8 protein-coding genes are annotated in these 16,601 nt (G+C 34.4%); 3 read left to right on the top strand and 5 right to left on the bottom strand.

Annotated features, from left to right (window positions below; all coding sequences use genetic code 11):
• Nucleotides 1–4: 4 nt before the first annotated feature.
• From pdhA to porU, 4 genes are all read right to left on the bottom strand, one after another.
• Nucleotides 5–1,003, bottom strand: a complete 999-nt coding sequence (gene pdhA, locus ACFS3A_RS22650; RefSeq protein WP_095928018.1) for a pyruvate dehydrogenase (acetyl-transferring) E1 component subunit alpha — start codon at nucleotides 1,001–1,003, stop codon at nucleotides 5–7.
• 159 nt (nucleotides 1,004–1,162) lie between these two features.
• Entirely contained in the window at nucleotides 1,163–1,645 is a 483-nt protein-coding gene (gene cdd, locus ACFS3A_RS22645; protein ID WP_379827852.1) for a cytidine deaminase, read from the bottom strand.
• A gap of 79 nt (nucleotides 1,646–1,724) precedes the next feature.
• A complete protein-coding gene (porV, locus tag ACFS3A_RS22640; RefSeq protein WP_379827851.1) occupies nucleotides 1,725–2,930 on the bottom strand; it encodes a type IX secretion system outer membrane channel protein PorV in 1,206 nt (401 codons plus the stop codon).
• Between the two features lie 43 nt (nucleotides 2,931–2,973).
• Nucleotides 2,974–6,810 (bottom strand): type IX secretion system sortase PorU, encoded by a 3,837-nt coding sequence (gene porU / locus ACFS3A_RS22635; protein WP_379827850.1) that lies wholly within the window; start codon nucleotides 6,808–6,810, stop codon nucleotides 2,974–2,976.
• Nucleotides 6,811–7,024: 214 nt separating this feature from the next.
• Here porU and gldJ point away from each other — a divergent pair, with 214 nt between their 5' ends.
• Entirely contained in the window at nucleotides 7,025–8,710 is a 1,686-nt protein-coding gene (gldJ, locus tag ACFS3A_RS22630) for a gliding motility lipoprotein GldJ (protein WP_379827913.1), read from the top strand.
• A gap of 115 nt (nucleotides 8,711–8,825) precedes the next feature.
• On the top strand, nucleotides 8,826–10,112 hold the full coding sequence (locus ACFS3A_RS22625; RefSeq protein ID WP_379827849.1) for a UDP-N-acetylmuramoyl-tripeptide--D-alanyl-D-alanine ligase: 1,287 nt from the start codon (nucleotides 8,826–8,828) through the stop codon (nucleotides 10,110–10,112).
• Nucleotides 10,113–10,147: 35 nt separating this feature from the next.
• On the opposite strand, the gene ACFS3A_RS22620 is transcribed toward ACFS3A_RS22625, so the two are convergent.
• Nucleotides 10,148–13,027, bottom strand: coding sequence for a helix-turn-helix and ligand-binding sensor domain-containing protein (locus ACFS3A_RS22620; RefSeq protein ID WP_379827848.1), 2,880 nt, complete (start codon nucleotides 13,025–13,027; stop codon nucleotides 10,148–10,150).
• A gap of 344 nt (nucleotides 13,028–13,371) precedes the next feature.
• Here ACFS3A_RS22620 and ACFS3A_RS22615 point away from each other — a divergent pair, with 344 nt between their 5' ends.
• A complete protein-coding gene (locus ACFS3A_RS22615; RefSeq protein WP_379827847.1) occupies nucleotides 13,372–16,599 on the top strand; it encodes a SusC/RagA family TonB-linked outer membrane protein in 3,228 nt (1,075 codons plus the stop codon).
• Nucleotides 16,600–16,601: the final 2 nt, after the last annotated feature.

Here is a 16,601-nt window from a genome sequence, read left to right as displayed (position 1 = left end):
ATTCTTATAATTTATGAGGTGTAAATGGATAGTCTTCTTGTGCGTATACTACATCGTATAATTGTTGTAAGTCTGGGTATGGAGATTCTTCAGCGAATTTCGCACACTCTTCAACTAAGTCTTTAACTCTTTGGTCAATTACTTCGATTTCTTCTTGTGTAGCATATTTTTGATCCAAGATTACGTCAAGAACTTGAGTAATTGGGTCGATTTTTTTGTATTCTTCAACCTCTTCTTTAGAGCGGTATAATTGTGCATCAGACATAGAGTGTCCTCTGTAACGGTACGTTTTCATTTCAAGGAAAGTTGGTCCGTCTCCACGACGAGCTCTTTCGATCGCTTCGTGCATTGCTTCAGCAACTTTTACAGGGTTCATTCCGTCAACAGGTCCGCAAGGCATTTCGTAACCTAAACCTAATTTCCAGATGTCAGTGTGGTTTGCAGTTCTTTCTACAGAAGTTCCCATTGCATAACCATTGTTTTCAACGATAAATACAACCGGAAGTTTCCATAACATAGCCATATTAAAAGCTTCGTGAAGAGAACCTTGTCTGGCAGCTCCGTCACCAAAGTAAGTCATGGTAACACCGCCAGTGTTAAAATATTTGTCCGCAAAAGCAATACCAGCTCCTACAGGAATTTGAGCACCTACGATTCCGTGACCTCCATAAAAACCGTGCTCTTTAGAGAAAATGTGCATTGAACCTCCCATACCTTTAGAAGTTCCTGTTGCTTTTCCTAAAAGTTCTGCCATTACGTTTCTTGGATCAACGCCCATACCGATTGGCTGCACGTGGTTTCTGTAAGCAGTAATCATTTTGTCTTTGGTCAAATCCATAGCGTGCAGTGCGCCAGCTAATACAGCTTCTTGACCATTATATAGGTGTAGAAAACCTCTAACTTTTTGTTGAATGTATAATGCTGCAAGTTTGTCTTCAAACTTTCTCCAAAGTAGCATGTCTTCATACCACTTTAAATATACCTCTTTTGTAACTTCTTTCATCTGAATTCTTTCTTTTGCTAAAGTTGTTTGTGTTATCGATTATTGTGCCTGTAACGCAAAATAGTTTCCTCCCACAAATTTGCGCCCGAAAGGTCGGGATGCAAAAATAAGACATTACATTTAAGAACTAAAATTTAATGACTACTTTTTGGCTTTTTTTTACAAGAACTTTTTATCAAACATTAATGGGAGTAAATTTTTCAATGATGATGATTTATAAACTTCGCCAATTTCACCCATAAAATAGATTTCAATAGGAGTTTCTTGTTTTATCTCATATTCTGCAATTGATTGTCGGCAAGAACCACAAGGCGGAATTGGAGCAGTGGTTTGATTAGTGTCTGAAGCAGCTGTAATTGCCATTTTTAAAATTTTGGCTTCCGGATATGCGCTTCCGGCATAAAAAATTGCAGTTCGTTCAGCACAAAGTCCGGATGGATAAGCGGCGTTTTCCTGATTGGAGCCCAAAACAATTTTTCCATTATCTAAAAGTAAGGCTGCACCAACTCTGAACTTTGAATAAGGTGCATACGCTTTCTTTCTAATTTCAATTGCCTGGTTCATTAAGCTCTGAATTTCTTCAGTCAGCTCGCTTAAATTATCAAATATTGTAAATGAAGTTGTTATATTGATTTCTTTCATCTGTTTTTAAGGGAAAAAAAATCCAAATTCCTAAAATGCCGGAATTTGGATTGTATTATTTTTATTTTAGTCTGTTTTCTTAATACGTCTCGTATTTATCTCCAAAGTTAAACGTTAAAGAGAAACGAAGTGTGTTTTCTAAAGGGTTTTTTATTTTTGAAGCAGAGAACAGGTAAGAAACGTCTATTTTCATGATGTTGTATTTAAACCCGGCTCCTAAAGAGAAAAACTGTTTAGCACCTTTTTCCGGACTTTCGTGATAGTATCCTAAACGCATTGCAAATGCATCCTGATACATATATTCTGCAGCAAGGCTATAGGTGACTTCTTTCATCTCTTCGCTGAATCCGCCTGGAGCGTCTCCAAATGATTTGAATATTCCCGAAACCCATCCGATATTTCTATAGTTGTTATAAGCGGCGTCTGTTGCTTGTTGTTGTGTAATATCTTCCGGATCATTAAAATCGCCATCGCCGTTTCCGTCAACAGCAGCCTGAATTCCCGGAGGAGTAGGAACTAAAAGTTTAGTAAGTTCTGCACTAACAGCAAGTTTATTGTAATCATCAAAAATAAATTCAAATCCGCCTCCTAATCTTAAATTGGCAGGTAAGAAGTTTGAGCTTAAATCGTCTCTGTCATAACTGATTTTCTGTCCTAAATTTTGCATGTTGATACCAGCTCTCCATCTTCCGTTGAAATCCTGATAAGCAATTTCTTCAGACTGATAAAAGGCAGCAATGTCAACCGCAAATGTACTTGCGGCAGATGCGTCAACTTCTTCTGAAGCAACTTTTAAATTAGAATTGATGAAACGTGCAGCAACTGCCATAGAGAATTCTTCACTTAATTTTAGTGAATAAGAGCCATCTAAAGCAAATTCGTTTGGATTTACTGTACGTACCGCTTCATTTGGATCTCCGGTATATCTTAGTTCAATTCCCCCAAAACCAAAATAACGAAAACTTCCTGCAAATGCGCTTCGTTCATTGATTTTATTGTAATAGGTTACCTGACCCAAAGAAATGTCATTTGCAAGATCTGTTAGGTAAGGAGTGTAACTGATAGAAAGACCTTGTGCGTCTTCTGAAAAGGCGTATTTTGCCGGATTCCATTGTTGTGAGAAAACGTCGGCAGAAGTAGCGACTCCCTGGTCGCCCAAACCTGCTGCTCTCGCGTCTGCAGCAACTAATAGAAAAGGAACTCCGGTTACGATTGGTCTTGATTCCTGAGCCTTTGAATTATAAAGAGTAAAAAGGCAAATTAATAAAAGTGATAGTTTTTTCATTTATAGGGACTAATGTTTTTTGGTGGTGCAAATATATATAATATTATAGGATGACAAGCTTTTCGTACTTTTCTGCTTTTTTATTTGTTAAATTTGATTTTACAGTTAGTTTGTAAATATACACTCCTTTTCCGATTCTGTCGCCAAAATCGTCTTTTCCGTCCCATGTAATTTCTCTGGATAAAAATCCTTCCGTAGTTATAGTTTGGTTTTTTGTCCAAACTACTTTTCCGGTTATGGTCATCACCTGTACTTGCACATCGAGAGGTTCGTAAGGTCTGTTGTGAGAAAACCAAAATTGTGTGTAAGTCGAAAAGGGATTAGGATAGTTAAGAACATGTGATAATGTTAGTGATTCGTCTCCTACAACCGTAAATTGAATCTCGCTTGTAACAGGGTTGTTGTAAACGTCCCAGGCAGTAAAACTTATAGTATGCAGTCCCGGAGCTAAATTTCTAAAAGGAAAGCGTAAGTTTCCGTTAGTGTAATCGTCTAATTTTGTCTGATAGTAATCATTCAAAATATAAGGATTGCTAACATCTCCATCTAAAATCGCAACAATATCATGCCCGATTCCACTTGCTGTATTTATTCCGTTTTCATCTTCTAAAAAAGCCAGAAGAAAAGGAGATTCGTTTGTAATACTTCCGGATACAAAAGTTTCATCGTTCATATATAACTTAACTTTTGGACTAATATTGTCCTGAGGTGCATTTTCGTTAATTCCGCCTATTTTGATAGTATTGTTATAGCCTGTTTGGTTTTCTAAAGCAGTATTTTTCTTCGAATAAAAACTGATTTTTCCGTTGTCAACCGGGATTCGAATGTCTCTTGGAACCACAAAGCTAAATTCAAACTGACCATTTGTAACAGAGGCATTTCCTCTAAAAATAGTTTCACCTAAAGTTTTAAATTGCATCGGTGGACTGAAGCCATCATTGTTTAAAGTTGTATTTGTAATCATTTTATCGAAAATAGCAGTTGCTAACTCCCCGTTATAATTGCTTAAAAGCGTATTGTTTTCATCTGTAATTTCTCCTGATATTTTAATTTTAGATAATGATTTAAAGTCCGGTATAGGTTGTGTTATGGCAATGTCGTTTACCTTTGTCAGATTGATTCTTGGCTTTGGAATTGCCAACATTAAGGCTGGATCACCAATGTAGGTGACTACGTTGCTTCCGGAGCTAGGTTTTTCGTTTTTTGAGATCCTAAGTGATTCAGCTATGCTATTATATTGGTTTGATCCGTAAGATAAAAGGTTTTTGCTTAACTCGTCGTTGAAGTTTTGGCCATTAATCTGACCAATTTCCCGAATTGTTGTAAGCATAGAAATTGCGCCTCCTTTAGGGTTCCAGTAAACATATTCACCTGCTGTTGGTCTTGTGGGGTCATCAAATCTTGAAAATTCGCATGTTATTGTGATGAATAAAGGGTATTTGTATTGGTTGTTTAGATTTTGACTATCTGATTTTTCCCAGATTCTTTCACTGGCTAATCCGTCTTCTCCACCGTGACCTAAATAATTAAAAATTAAAGCGCCTTTTTCAAAAGCATTAAAGAAATCAGTTCGGGCTTTAGGATATCTTGATCCTCCTGCAGATGCTTCTTGTGTATAAGCATCCAGAAATATTTTTTCGATATTAAAAAAAGGCTTTTCGGTTGTAATTAAATCGGCTAATGCATTTTGACGTGCTTGTAATGTCTCATCGCCGGCTTTATCGGAATCATCACTAATTAAGATAAAATTGTTTCTCCAGTTTCCGTATGATTTGGCGTCATGATATTCTAAGACTTTGTTTACCATTTCCTGTGCCTGTGCATTGTCAGAAACCAGCATACGTCCAACAGCAATGTCAATTCCGCTAAAAGGTTCGTCAATAATTCCTTCGTCAGAATCCATAAGTCCATAAAAATCGTCAGAAGCAAATCCTTTTTCGCCTACAGTATTGCTTATGAGTGACTGGTATATAGGTACAATATTATTGTTGTTTGTAATTCGGTCTTTGTAGTCGTATGAAGCGTCACCAAACAGATTTAAATACTTTATTCTTTTTTCTGATGAAGAGGCATTCTCATAAATGTATTTTACAAAATTTCTGATCCCTGCAATGTCCTGTTTCCCAGAAGAGAATTCCTGGTAGATATTTTCAAGTGAAACAACTTTAACATTTAAGTTTGAATAGGTACGGTGAAAAGAGGCTAGTCTTTCAGCCTGAGAAATTAAGTTTTTTTGTGTTACAATTAAATAATCGATATCCTGAAAAGTGTTTTGGTTGTTTCTGAAAATGGTTCCTTTCAGGTTTTGATTTGCAATTTTAGACTGATTTTCTTTTAAAGGAGTGTAATAATCAGACGCATCTATTGCGACATATTTTCTTACTTCTCCCAAATTGGCTTTAAAGCTAAAACTGGCTTGATTTTGATTTTCAATTTTGGATATATTATATAGGTCAGTAATGTCCCATATTTGTGATATTCCGGAAGCGTTTCCAATAGTATAATTGGCTACTCCTGCTACGGAGCCTGCATCGTTATATTGAAAAAGGAATTGTTTTCCTGTTCCCAGAAGTTTTCGTTTTGCGGTTAACGCAATATAATCCAGATAGCCTTTTGATCCGGGTACTCCGTTATTATTATAAGCGAGTTTAATTTTGATGTTGTCAGCTCCTGTGAATGTTGTGTTTGTTGCTAAACTATTAAGGTCGTATTTAATGTCTGAATTTACGGTTAAGAAACTATGGTTAATGGTTCCCACATTTTGTCCGTTAGCAAAAACAGTAAATGATGTATTGGTAAAGGCTGCAGATGCTGTAGTTGTTCTTATTTTTACCGGAATAGAGGTGTCAAGGTTTGGAAAATTAAAAGAGAATTCCTGTTCCGGATTAATGTCAAATGATTCTCCAAACCATTGACGGCCTAAATGTACAATGTTGGTTTGGTCTATTTCATGAAATTGATAGTCATCAAACGTGTTTAGTTCTAATGTGCTGCTTCCGGTTGGCTGATTAAAGTTTGGAATTCTCTTTCCGTCTCCGCCTGAAGCTGTAATGTAATAATAAGATTTGGAATCGTATAAATTTAAATTAGTTTGGCTTTCGGAATTCCAGTTTTCGATTCCTTCAGCATAAAAAAGAATGTAGTCTTCATTGTTGAAAATTCCATCATTTTCCCCGATAACCTGAATTGCATTTTCGGTTAAGTCATCCGGATAGTAGGAGCTGTTGGCTAATGGAAGCATTCTTCCGCCGTTTCCGTATATTTTTATTCTTCGCGGATCAACTTTTGACGGATCAAGTCCCAGGCTTTGTAAAAAAGATCTGGTAACCTTGTAGATGCCTGATTTTTGAATATAGAATCGGTACCAGTCTCCTGATGCTAATACAGAATTTGAAACTGCGGCAGTTTTTCGAAAAACAGCGTTATTAGTACTTCTGGCAGTAGAATTGTTGATAATGTAAGAAAAAGACCTGATTCGTTTAAAGCTATTTCCTTCTTTAATGATTGGATTGATGTATAGAAATGTATGTTTTAAATCTCTGGCATTTGTAATTATTAAGGATTCATTTGGTTTTTGAGGAACATTTTCGACTGCCAAATCTCCTAAGTCAGCTCTTGAAACCGATTCGTATATAACGTTGCTGATTTGTATGGAACTCCCATTTGAAAGGTTAGGCAGATTTAAATTTTCTAATAAAGAGATGCTTTTTTTTGTCATGTCAAAGCGAAAACTACTTCCCGTGAAGTAGGGAATTATAATTTTATTTTCGCCATAATTTGTCTCTTTTTTAGTTTGCCAATTGATCGTTATCTCCCCATTTAACTGGGGAAAAGCTAAAATTGGGATCAAAAAGAGATAGATGAAAATTAACTGTTTCATTGGTTTAAAAAGCGAAATTTAATTAAAAAATAATTAGTAAGTAAAAATATAGTATTTCATGTTACAGTAAATAATAAAAAGTATATTTTTGCGTTCGTAACTAAAGGTTATTTTTCTGGTAAAAAACAGCTGAATAAAATTATTAGAACAGATGTTGCCAATTAAATGTTAATTATTATATTGCAGCACCTAAATTTATCACCTAAGAATGAGTATGAAAGTAAACAAAATTGTAGTCTTGCAGTTAATGATGTCAATGGTATTGATGTTGGGCACGGCTAGTTGTAGCAAAAAATCGAGTTCCACTCACGCTTCAAGAGCCACTGGTTGGGACGTAGATAGTCAGAATGGAACTGCTGCCAGAAATGCAGGTAAAAAACAACAGGCTGGTCCTGGTTTGGTTTTTGTTGAAGGAGGTACGTTTACTATGGGTAAAGTACAGGATGATGTTATGCATGACTGGAATAACACACCTACCCAACAACACGTTCAGTCATTCTATATGGATGAAACCGAAGTTACTAATGGTATGTACTTAGAATACCTGGAATGGTTAAAGAAGGTTTTCCCGCCAACTGAAGAAAATTACAAAAATATTTACGAAGGAGCATCACCAGATACTCTTGTTTGGAGAAATCGCTTAGGTTATAACGAAACGATGACTAATAATTACCTGAGACATCCTTCTTATGCTAACTATCCTGTAGTTGGTGTGAACTGGATTCAGGCAGTGGAATTTAGTAAATGGAGAACTGACCGTGTGAACGAGGCAGTTTTAGAGAAAAACGGATATCTTCAAAGAGGTGCTAAAACGAATGATGTTAATGCTGAAAATGCATTTAATACGGAAGGATATTTAATGTCCCCAAGTACATCACGTGGAGGAAACGAAGAAATAGTATTAAAGAAAAACCCAACTGGAAGAAGACCAAAAGCTGGTAAAGACGGTGTAGTTCCTGAAGAGAAAAATGTGTACGCACAACGTTCTTCCGGTATTATTTTACCTGAATACAGACTTCCTACTGAGGCAGAATGGGAATATGCTGCAGCTGCAGATGTTGGACAAAGAGAATACAATATCTACAAAGGACAAAAGAAATACCCTTGGTCCGGAGATTATACACGTTCTAACAAACGTAAAAACAAAGGTGATCAATTGGCTAACTTCAAACAAGGAAACGGTGATTACGGTGGAATTGCAGGGTGGTCAGATGACGGAGCTGATATTACAAATGCTGTGAAAAGCTATGCTCCAAACGATTTCGGTTTATATGATATGGCCGGAAACGTTGCAGAATGGGTAGCTGACGTTTACAGACCAATTATTGATAATGAAGCAAATGATTTCAACTATTACAGAGGAAACCAATATGCTAAAAATAAAATTGGTAAAGATGGTAAAATCGAAATTGTTACAACTTCAACAATTAAGTATGATACTTTAAGTAATGGTAAAGTTATTGCTAGAAACCTTCCTGGAGAGATTGCTCAGGTTCCGGTTGACGAGCAGGAAACTTATTTGAGACAAAACTTCAGCACTAGTGACAATATCAACTACAGAGATGGTGACAAACAATCTTCAAGATATTTTGACTTTGGTGATTCTGAATCAGGTTCAAAAGCAGATCAGGCAATGTACAATTCTCCTAAACATAATGTTACTACAGACAGTTTAGGGAAAATGATAAGAAAATACGATAATTCTAGTAAACGTACTACTTTAATTGATGATAAAGTAAGAGTTTATAAAGGAGGATCTTGGAGAGATAGAGCTTACTGGTTAGATCCGGCTCAAAGAAGATATTTCCCTCAGGATATGGCAACTGACTATATTGGTTTCAGATGTGCAATGTCAAGAGTAGGTTCAAAATCTGAAAAGAGAAAATCTCCTAGAAACTAATATTTAGAATTTCTAGCATAAAAATTCCAAATTCCAAAAGCTGAATATTCAGTGTGGAATTTGGAATTTTTTTATTGTTTTTTTTTATTTTTATGATCTATTTAAAATTTTATAAATGAATATTCAAGACATTCATAACTTGTTTTTACAATGCAGTTCTCTTTCTATTGATACCAGAAAGATTGAAAAGAATTCGATGTTTTTTGCAATTAAAGGAGAGAATTTTGATGCCAACAAATTTGCTAAAGAAGCTTTGGAGTTAGGTGCTTTATTTGTTGTTATTGATAATAAATCTTACTTTATTGATAAAAGAACTATTTTGGTCGAAAATAGTTTGCATATCCTTCAGGAGCTGGCGAAATTCCACCGTTCCTATTTAGCGCTTCCAATTGTTGCCTTAACTGGAAGTAATGGTAAAACAACAACTAAAGAATTGATTAATGTTGTCTTGTCTAAAAAATTCAAAACAAAAGCCACTGTTGGGAACTTAAATAACCATATCGGTGTACCGTTAACGCTTCTTTCTTTTACAAAGGAAACGGAGATTGGGATTGTAGAAATGGGGGCGAATCATCAAAAGGAAATTGAATTCCTGTGTCAAATCGCACAACCAGATTTTGGATATATCACGAACTTTGGAAAAGCACATTTAGAGGGGTTTGGAGGTGTTGAAGGTGTAATAGCCGGAAAAAGTGAAATGTATCAGTATCTTGCGGCCAATCAAAAAACAGTTTTTGTGAATCTGGAAGATACTATTCAGGTGGAGAAATCAAAGGGAATTAAATCATTTACTTTTGGTGTAAAAAAGGAAAATGCAAATTTGAATATTCAGGAAATCACTGCAAATCCATTTGTTACGGTTAGTTATAATGAATTTAAAATTGAATCACATTTAATAGGGCTGTACAATGCTAATAATATAAATGCAGCTGTAGCTATTGGGAAATATTTTGAAGTTAATGAAAGCGATATAAAGGACGCTATTGAAAATTATATCCCAGCTAACAATAGATCTCAAATGATGCAAAAAGGTTCAAATGAGATTATTTTAGATGCTTATAATGCAAATCCAAGTAGTATGGCTGTAGCCATAACAAATTTTCTTCAATTAGATAAGGGTAATAAGATTATGATTCTTGGAGATATGTTTGAATTGGGAGAGGAAAGTCTTTATGAGCATAAAGTTATTGTGGATTCTCTGGCAAGTCAGGAACAATCGTTGTGTTTTTTAATAGGAAAGTCTTTTTTTGCAAATCAGGAATCAAAAGGAAATATAAAGTTTTTTGAAACATTTGATGCCTTTGCTGATTTTCTTAAAACCTTTAAATTCACTTCTAATACTATTTTAATTAAAGGTTCCAGAGGAATGGCTCTTGAGCGAACTTTAGAATACATTTCATAAAAAGGAAAGCCATTCATATTTGAATGGCTTTCTTTTTAAATAGTCATTAAAAATCCAATTAGGTTTTCTTTCTTGTTTAAGCCTAGCTTCTTTCTTAGGCGATAACGTGCTAATTCAACACCTCCGGTTGAAATATTCATGATCTCTGCTATTTCTTTTGTAGACATATTCATTAATAAATACGTTGACAAATCTAATTCTCTTGGTGAAATAGTTGGATATTGACCTTTTAGACGTTTTAAGAATTCAAAGTGAACGTTTTTAATATGTTTTTCTAAGTCTTTCCAACTCTTATCGGTATTGACTTCTTTGACAATGCTTTTATGTAATTTGCTAAATTCGGCTTTACTATTGTCGTCTAATATACTAGTGTCTATATCTTTAAGCTTGTGAATAATTCCGTTTAATACTTTGTTCTTTTTTACAACTTGTAATGAGTTGTTTACGAGTTCTTTGTCTTTTGCTAAAATTTTGATTTGAAGTTTGTCGTTTTTTAACTTTTCGATTTCTTTTTCCAAATCATGCTGTTCATGTCTGATTTTCGACTCTTTTTCAAGATATAATCTGCGCTGTTCAATTGTTTCATAATATCTGTTTTTTCTGATTTTTAGTTTGATTCTGACAGATATTAGATAAGCTCCCAATAAAATTAGGATCAGATAAAATAAATAAGCAAGGAAATGCCTGTACCATGGTGGAGAAACTGTAAATTCAACTTCGGTGATATTGGATTCTATTCCATAACTGTTTCTTGCTTTGAGTTTCATTACATAATTCCCTTCTCTCAAATTGGTATACTCTTTCATGGATGTTGGTGACCATCCTCTCCAGTTTTCTTCAAAGGGTTCCAATTTATATGAATACATTACATTTTCCTGATTTTCATATGTAGGTGATGCAAAAGTGAATTTTACACGGTTATATTTATAAGGTAAATTATAAGATTCTGCTTTATTGGTCAGGTTGCCTGTTAAAATAGTATCTCCGGGGAATGAAAAACTTTCGATGAAAGCTTTCGGTTTTGTCATAAATGTATTAGGTATTGTAGAATTATAATGAGTTAATCGGTCTGTTAATCCTATAAAAATGTTTTGTGAGTCAATTGCATTTACAGATATGTAATTGTTCACCAGATTCCCTGTCAGATTCGAAAAAATAGACTGTTTTCTGGTATAAGTTCCGTTTTTGTTTTTAACTAATACTCCGATAGATTCATTAAAAGCATACCATAAATTGCCGGAAGGATCTTCAATTAATGTATTTATAGTTGGGATTCCTTTAAATAAACTGGTGATCTTTTTGTCTTCAAAAAAGGTTTCTTGTTCAACGGAGTACCTGTAGAAATGATTTTTTACCTGAAAGTATACCTTATTGTTGATGTTTTGAAGGCTATTGATTCCTTTGTAATTTTCGGATATATTGACATGTTTTTTCATGAAATCGAATCTCAGTAGATCATCAGATAATTTTACCTGATATAGAAATGGATTTTTTTTCAGCCACAAATAATTTTCGTCTATTTCGACAGAAAAATTATTGGTAGTTTCATCAAAACCTTTTACCTGATGGAGATAGTCGTAACCCGTGCCGGATTTTTTGAAAACAGAAAAACCATTGTAACTTTCTCCTATAATATAGTCTTGATGGTTTGGGATTTTTTTAAATCCAAAATACCCCTTTTTATCGAGAATTTTTGAAACTCTGTTTTTTTCAATTATTAATGCACCACTATTGCTGGCACATATAAGTACGTCGTTTAAAACCTGAATATTCCAAACTTGAGAAATTGTCCCTTCTACCCGTATAAACGGGCTGTCTCTAAAAGAGGTTTCCCAGGGATGGTAGAATAAGCCCTGATTTGTGGCAACATATAAATTTCCTTGAAATGTTGTGGAAGCATAGACAGTTCCGATATTATAGCTGTAATCGAAATAAGAAAAAGGAGAGTTTTCGTTTATAAATGTTATACCATTGTCTAGTCCCAGCCATATATTGTTTTTATTGTCTATAAATGATGCTAAAATGGTGTTGTTTTGAAGCCCTTTTTGTCTGTTCAGGTGCTGGATTATCTTTCCGTTTAGATCACAGATAATTGCACCGTCTAACACGGAATTAAGAATGATAAATTTGTTTTTAATGATGGAACCGCCCAGAGAGGTGTTTTTCTTTATAAAATCATTAGCTTCGGTTGCCCAGGGTTTTATTGTACCGTTTTCAGAGACAAAAAGACCTTTTTCTAAGGTGGCATAGAGTAGACGATTATTGGAAAGTGGAAATAATGACCAGATTTCTTTATCATTAAATACAGTGGTTCCTTTTACAGCTGTTAGTCTTCTGTTCTTGTATTCAAGTACACCTAAAGTTTTGTCCTGAAAATAAAGGCGTTTGTTTACTAAAAATGAAAACTGAAATTTATGTGGAGCATTTAGGGTAGTTATTTTTTCACCTTTAAGAAAGAATACTTTTGTAAAAGACTGAAAAATCACTTCGCCATTAAAAATGTGGATTCTCCAGATCAGATTTATGTTTTCTTTGTCGATAGGACTTAACAGATTGTATAAGGAATAATACTGTAAGATTCCTTTTTCATCAATCTTAAAATATCCAAACTCATTATTTCCGCCCACAAATATTCTTCCTAAAGCATCAATTTTAAGGCTTCTTATCTCGGATTTGTTAGGTAATGAATATTTATGCCAGTTTGAACCATCAAATTGAATTAAACCACTGTTGTTGGCAAAATAAATATTTCCGTTTTTGTCCTGGTCAATGCTCCAGTTTTGAGTGCCACCTTTATATTCTGATCTCTTGTAATTTTTTATGTCTGGAATTCCAATGTCTTTTACTTGTGAAAAACTTATGTTTTGTATGAAAAATAGTAATATTAGTATTATGGTTTTAACTATGAATTTCATAAAATTTTAAATGTATTTTTATTAGAAATGCTTAATAATGTGATTAAAATGTTGATTTTTCAATCTTTATCAATCTGTTTTTTTAAATTATTTTTAATTTATAACGTTGTAGTTGATGTTAAACTAATGTAATATACATTTTTTTTAATTAACATTTTTATAACAAATTTTTATTGAATCTAAAGTACAGTAAATTAATTAATTAAAAAAAAAATGTTGTGTTTTTGTAGTGTAATGATATTTAGTTTGAAGTGTTTTTGTAAGGAATTTTAATTCTACTTTGTTGAATTTTAACATTATAATTGCATTAAATTGCTAATTAATTAACCAAAATTTTTAGAAAAATGAAATTGACAAAATTACTTATTTTTTGTGTTTCGTCTTTATTGTTTTCAGTTATCGCATTCGCTCAGGATATTACGGTAAATGGGACAATTAATGATGAAAGTGGATTGCCCGTCCCAGGGGCAACGATTTTAGTTAAGGGAACTAATAAAGCTACCGCGTCTGATTTCGATGGAAAATTTCAGATCAGTGTTCCTTCAAATGGAACTTTGGTAATTAGTTTCGTTGGTTTTAATACAGTTAATGAGGCTGTAAACGGTCGAACTAAATTTAATGTGGTACTTACTGCCGCTTCTCAAAGTTTAAATGAAGTGGTTGTTATTGGTTACGGTACGCAAAAGAAAGCTTTAATTACAGGTGCTTCTTCAAATTTTAAAGGAGAAACACTTCAGGAGTTAAATACAGGTTCTGCTATGGAAGCACTTCAGGGTATTGCACCAGGAATCAGTATCACAAGAAATAGTGGTGCTCCGGGAGCCGGGACTAAAGTGACAATCCGTGGATTGGGTACTATTGGAAGCTCAGATCCACTTTACATTGTAGATGGTGTTACTGTTGGGAATATTGATTATTTAAGCCCGTCAGATATTGAATCTATTGATGTTTTGAAAGATGCTGCTTCTGCCGCTATTTATGGTTCAAGAGCTGCAAATGGAGTTGTACTTGTTACGACAGTAAAAGGGCGTAAAGGAAAACCAGCCAGAATTAGTTACGATTCTTTCTATGGAATTCAGAATACTTATAAAAATGTAGATCCATTAAATGCTCAGGAATATATGTATATCATGGATGAAGCCCGTGTTAATGATGGATTAGCTCCACACGATTGGAAAGCAATCTTAACAAACAACAGCTGGCTGGAAAATAATTACCCCGGTGCTGGAGTACAATATGGTAATGAAATCTGGGACAAGCTTCAAAATGGCTGGAAAGGTACAAACTGGATTAATGAAATGTCAAAAAAAGACGCGCCTGTTGTAAGTCATGCGCTTAATATTACAGGTGGAAGCGAAGATATTACGTATTCATTCGGAGTCTCTTATTATGATCAGGACGGTATTATTGGAGGTAATATTGTAGATGCCGGATTTAAAAGATTGACAACAAGAATGAATACCCAAATGGTCTTGAAAAAGAATGAGAGTCATAGTATTATTACTGTAGGTGAGAATGTTACTTTTACAAGTAGTCAAAACAGAGGAGTGTCAAACGGTAATATTTATGGTAATGATTTGCATAATGCTATTGTTCAAAATCCTTTGCAGCCGGCTTATTGGGATACATCTGTTGTGAGAAATATTAGTGAATTTGGTTTTTCACCAACATTAGATGGTTTGTCTACAAATCAAACAAATCCACTTGCGGTATTATTTTACAGAAGTAATTATAATTATCCAAGAGATTATAAGATTGCAGGAAATGCATTTGTAGAAATAGAGCCGATAGCTAATCTTCGATTTAAATCTGTTTTTGGTATAGACTCCTGGTTTGGTACCGGTAGGTCAATGAATCCAACATATCATTTAGGGGTTTTATATAATGATCCTATCGATGGAGCTTCTCAGTCTTCTTATTTTGGTGCTAATTCAACTTGGACCAACACACTTTCCTATCAAAAACAATTTGGAAATCATAATGTTAATGCTGTTATAGGGGTTGAGCAAATTAAAAATGTGGTAAATAACGAGTTAAATGGTTCCAGAAACGGACTATTGTATCCGGGTGACCCGAAATACGCTTACATAAAAAACACTAAAAGCCCTACTTCAATTGCAGATATTAATACTTATGGATATGATTCTGCTGCCGGTGGAGGTGGTATAATGTCTTATTTTGCAAGAGCACAATATGATTATAAAGAAAAATATCTGCTTTCGGCTGTTATACGTCGAGATGGTTCTTCTAATTTTGGAAGTGGTTATAAATATGGTAATTTCCCTTCAGTTTCTGCAGGATGGGTGGTTACGAAAGAAGATTTTATGGCTAATACATCAAAAGTGCTTAACTTCCTAAAAATAAGAGGAAGCTGGGGACAGAATGGAAATCAGGCAATTCCTCCTTTTTACTATTCTTCTACAATGGCTTATGCTTTTCCTGGATACTTTTTTGGGGATACAAAACCAGTTTCCGGACCGACATCATATCCAGCAAGAGTACCAAATCCATCGGTTACTTGGGAAACTTCAGAACAGTTAGATTTTGGTTTGGATGCTAGTTTATTTGATTCTAGATTAGGTCTTACATTTGATTGGTATAACAAGACTACCAAAAACTGGCTTGTAATTGCTAAACCTCCTGGAACATCTGGTGCGGAACCACCTTACATCAATGGTGGAGATATTGAAAATAAAGGTTTTGAAATTTCTGTAAGCTGGAAAGATAAAATCGGTGATTTTAAATATGGTCTGACTGTAAGTGGAGCAGCTAACAAAAATAAAGTTACAAGAGTAGCAAATGCAGATGGTATAATACATGGGTTAAGTCACGTATTATCACAAGGAACTTCAGAAGTATCAAGAGCTCAGATTGGCTACCCAATTGGTTATTTCTATGGATTTAAAACTGCAGGAATCTTGCAAAATCAACAAGAAGTAGCGGCTTATGTTGGTCCAACCGGACAACCTTATTTCAGTGATCAGCGTCCTGGAGATGTGCGTTTTGTCGATTTAAATAATGATGGTGTTATTGATGAAAAAGATAAAACAATGTTAGGTGATCCAAATCCGGATTTTCAATTAGGTATCCAATTAAACTTTGAATACAAAAATGTTTATTTAAATACTACAATGGCTGGGAAATATGGTATGCAGATAATGCAGTCTTACAGATCTTTTTCTGATATGCCAAAACAAAATTACACATCAGATGTTTTTGATCGTTGGCATGGAGAAGGAACTTCAAACAAAATGCCTCGTTTAAGTTCAGTATCAAACAGAAACTCAAATGAAATATCTGATATCTACATGCATAATGCAGATTATCTAAGAATTAACAATCTGACAGTTGGCTATAACTTTAATGAAGTTTTAAAGGATGTTAAGTTTATCTCGAATCTTAAATTTTATGTTGCAGTAAATAATCTTTACACATTTACTAAATATGATGGGATGGATCCGGATGTTCGATGGGGAGGAGATAATACAAATTATGGTTGGGCTTCGGGAATTGACTTAGGATTGTATCCGCAAGCAAGAACTGTAATGTTTGGACTTAGTGCAGATTTTTAATA

It is taken from the genome of Flavobacterium notoginsengisoli, assembly GCF_042686225.1.
Taxonomy (GTDB): Bacteria; Bacteroidota; Bacteroidia; order Flavobacteriales; family Flavobacteriaceae; genus Flavobacterium; species Flavobacterium notoginsengisoli.
This window is presented reverse-complemented; position numbering and strand designations above follow the sequence as displayed.

Coding starts and splice junctions, on each gene's coding strand:
- porV (WP_379827851.1), bottom strand. CDS start 2,930: ATGAAAAAACTATCACTTTTATTAATTTGCCTTTTTACTCTTTATAAT.
- porU (WP_379827850.1), bottom strand. CDS start 6,810: ATGAAACAGTTAATTTTCATCTATCTCTTTTTGATCCCAATTTTAGCT.
- ACFS3A_RS22625 (WP_379827849.1), top strand. CDS start 8,826: ATGAATATTCAAGACATTCATAACTTGTTTTTACAATGCAGTTCTCTT.
- ACFS3A_RS22620 (WP_379827848.1), bottom strand. CDS start 13,027: ATGAAATTCATAGTTAAAACCATAATACTAATATTACTATTTTTCATA.
- gldJ (WP_379827913.1), top strand. CDS start 7,025: ATGAAAGTAAACAAAATTGTAGTCTTGCAGTTAATGATGTCAATGGTA.
- pdhA (WP_095928018.1), bottom strand. CDS start 1,003: ATGAAAGAAGTTACAAAAGAGGTATATTTAAAGTGGTATGAAGACATG.
- ACFS3A_RS22615 (WP_379827847.1), top strand. CDS start 13,372: ATGAAATTGACAAAATTACTTATTTTTTGTGTTTCGTCTTTATTGTTT.
- cdd (WP_379827852.1), bottom strand. CDS start 1,645: ATGAAAGAAATCAATATAACAACTTCATTTACAATATTTGATAATTTA.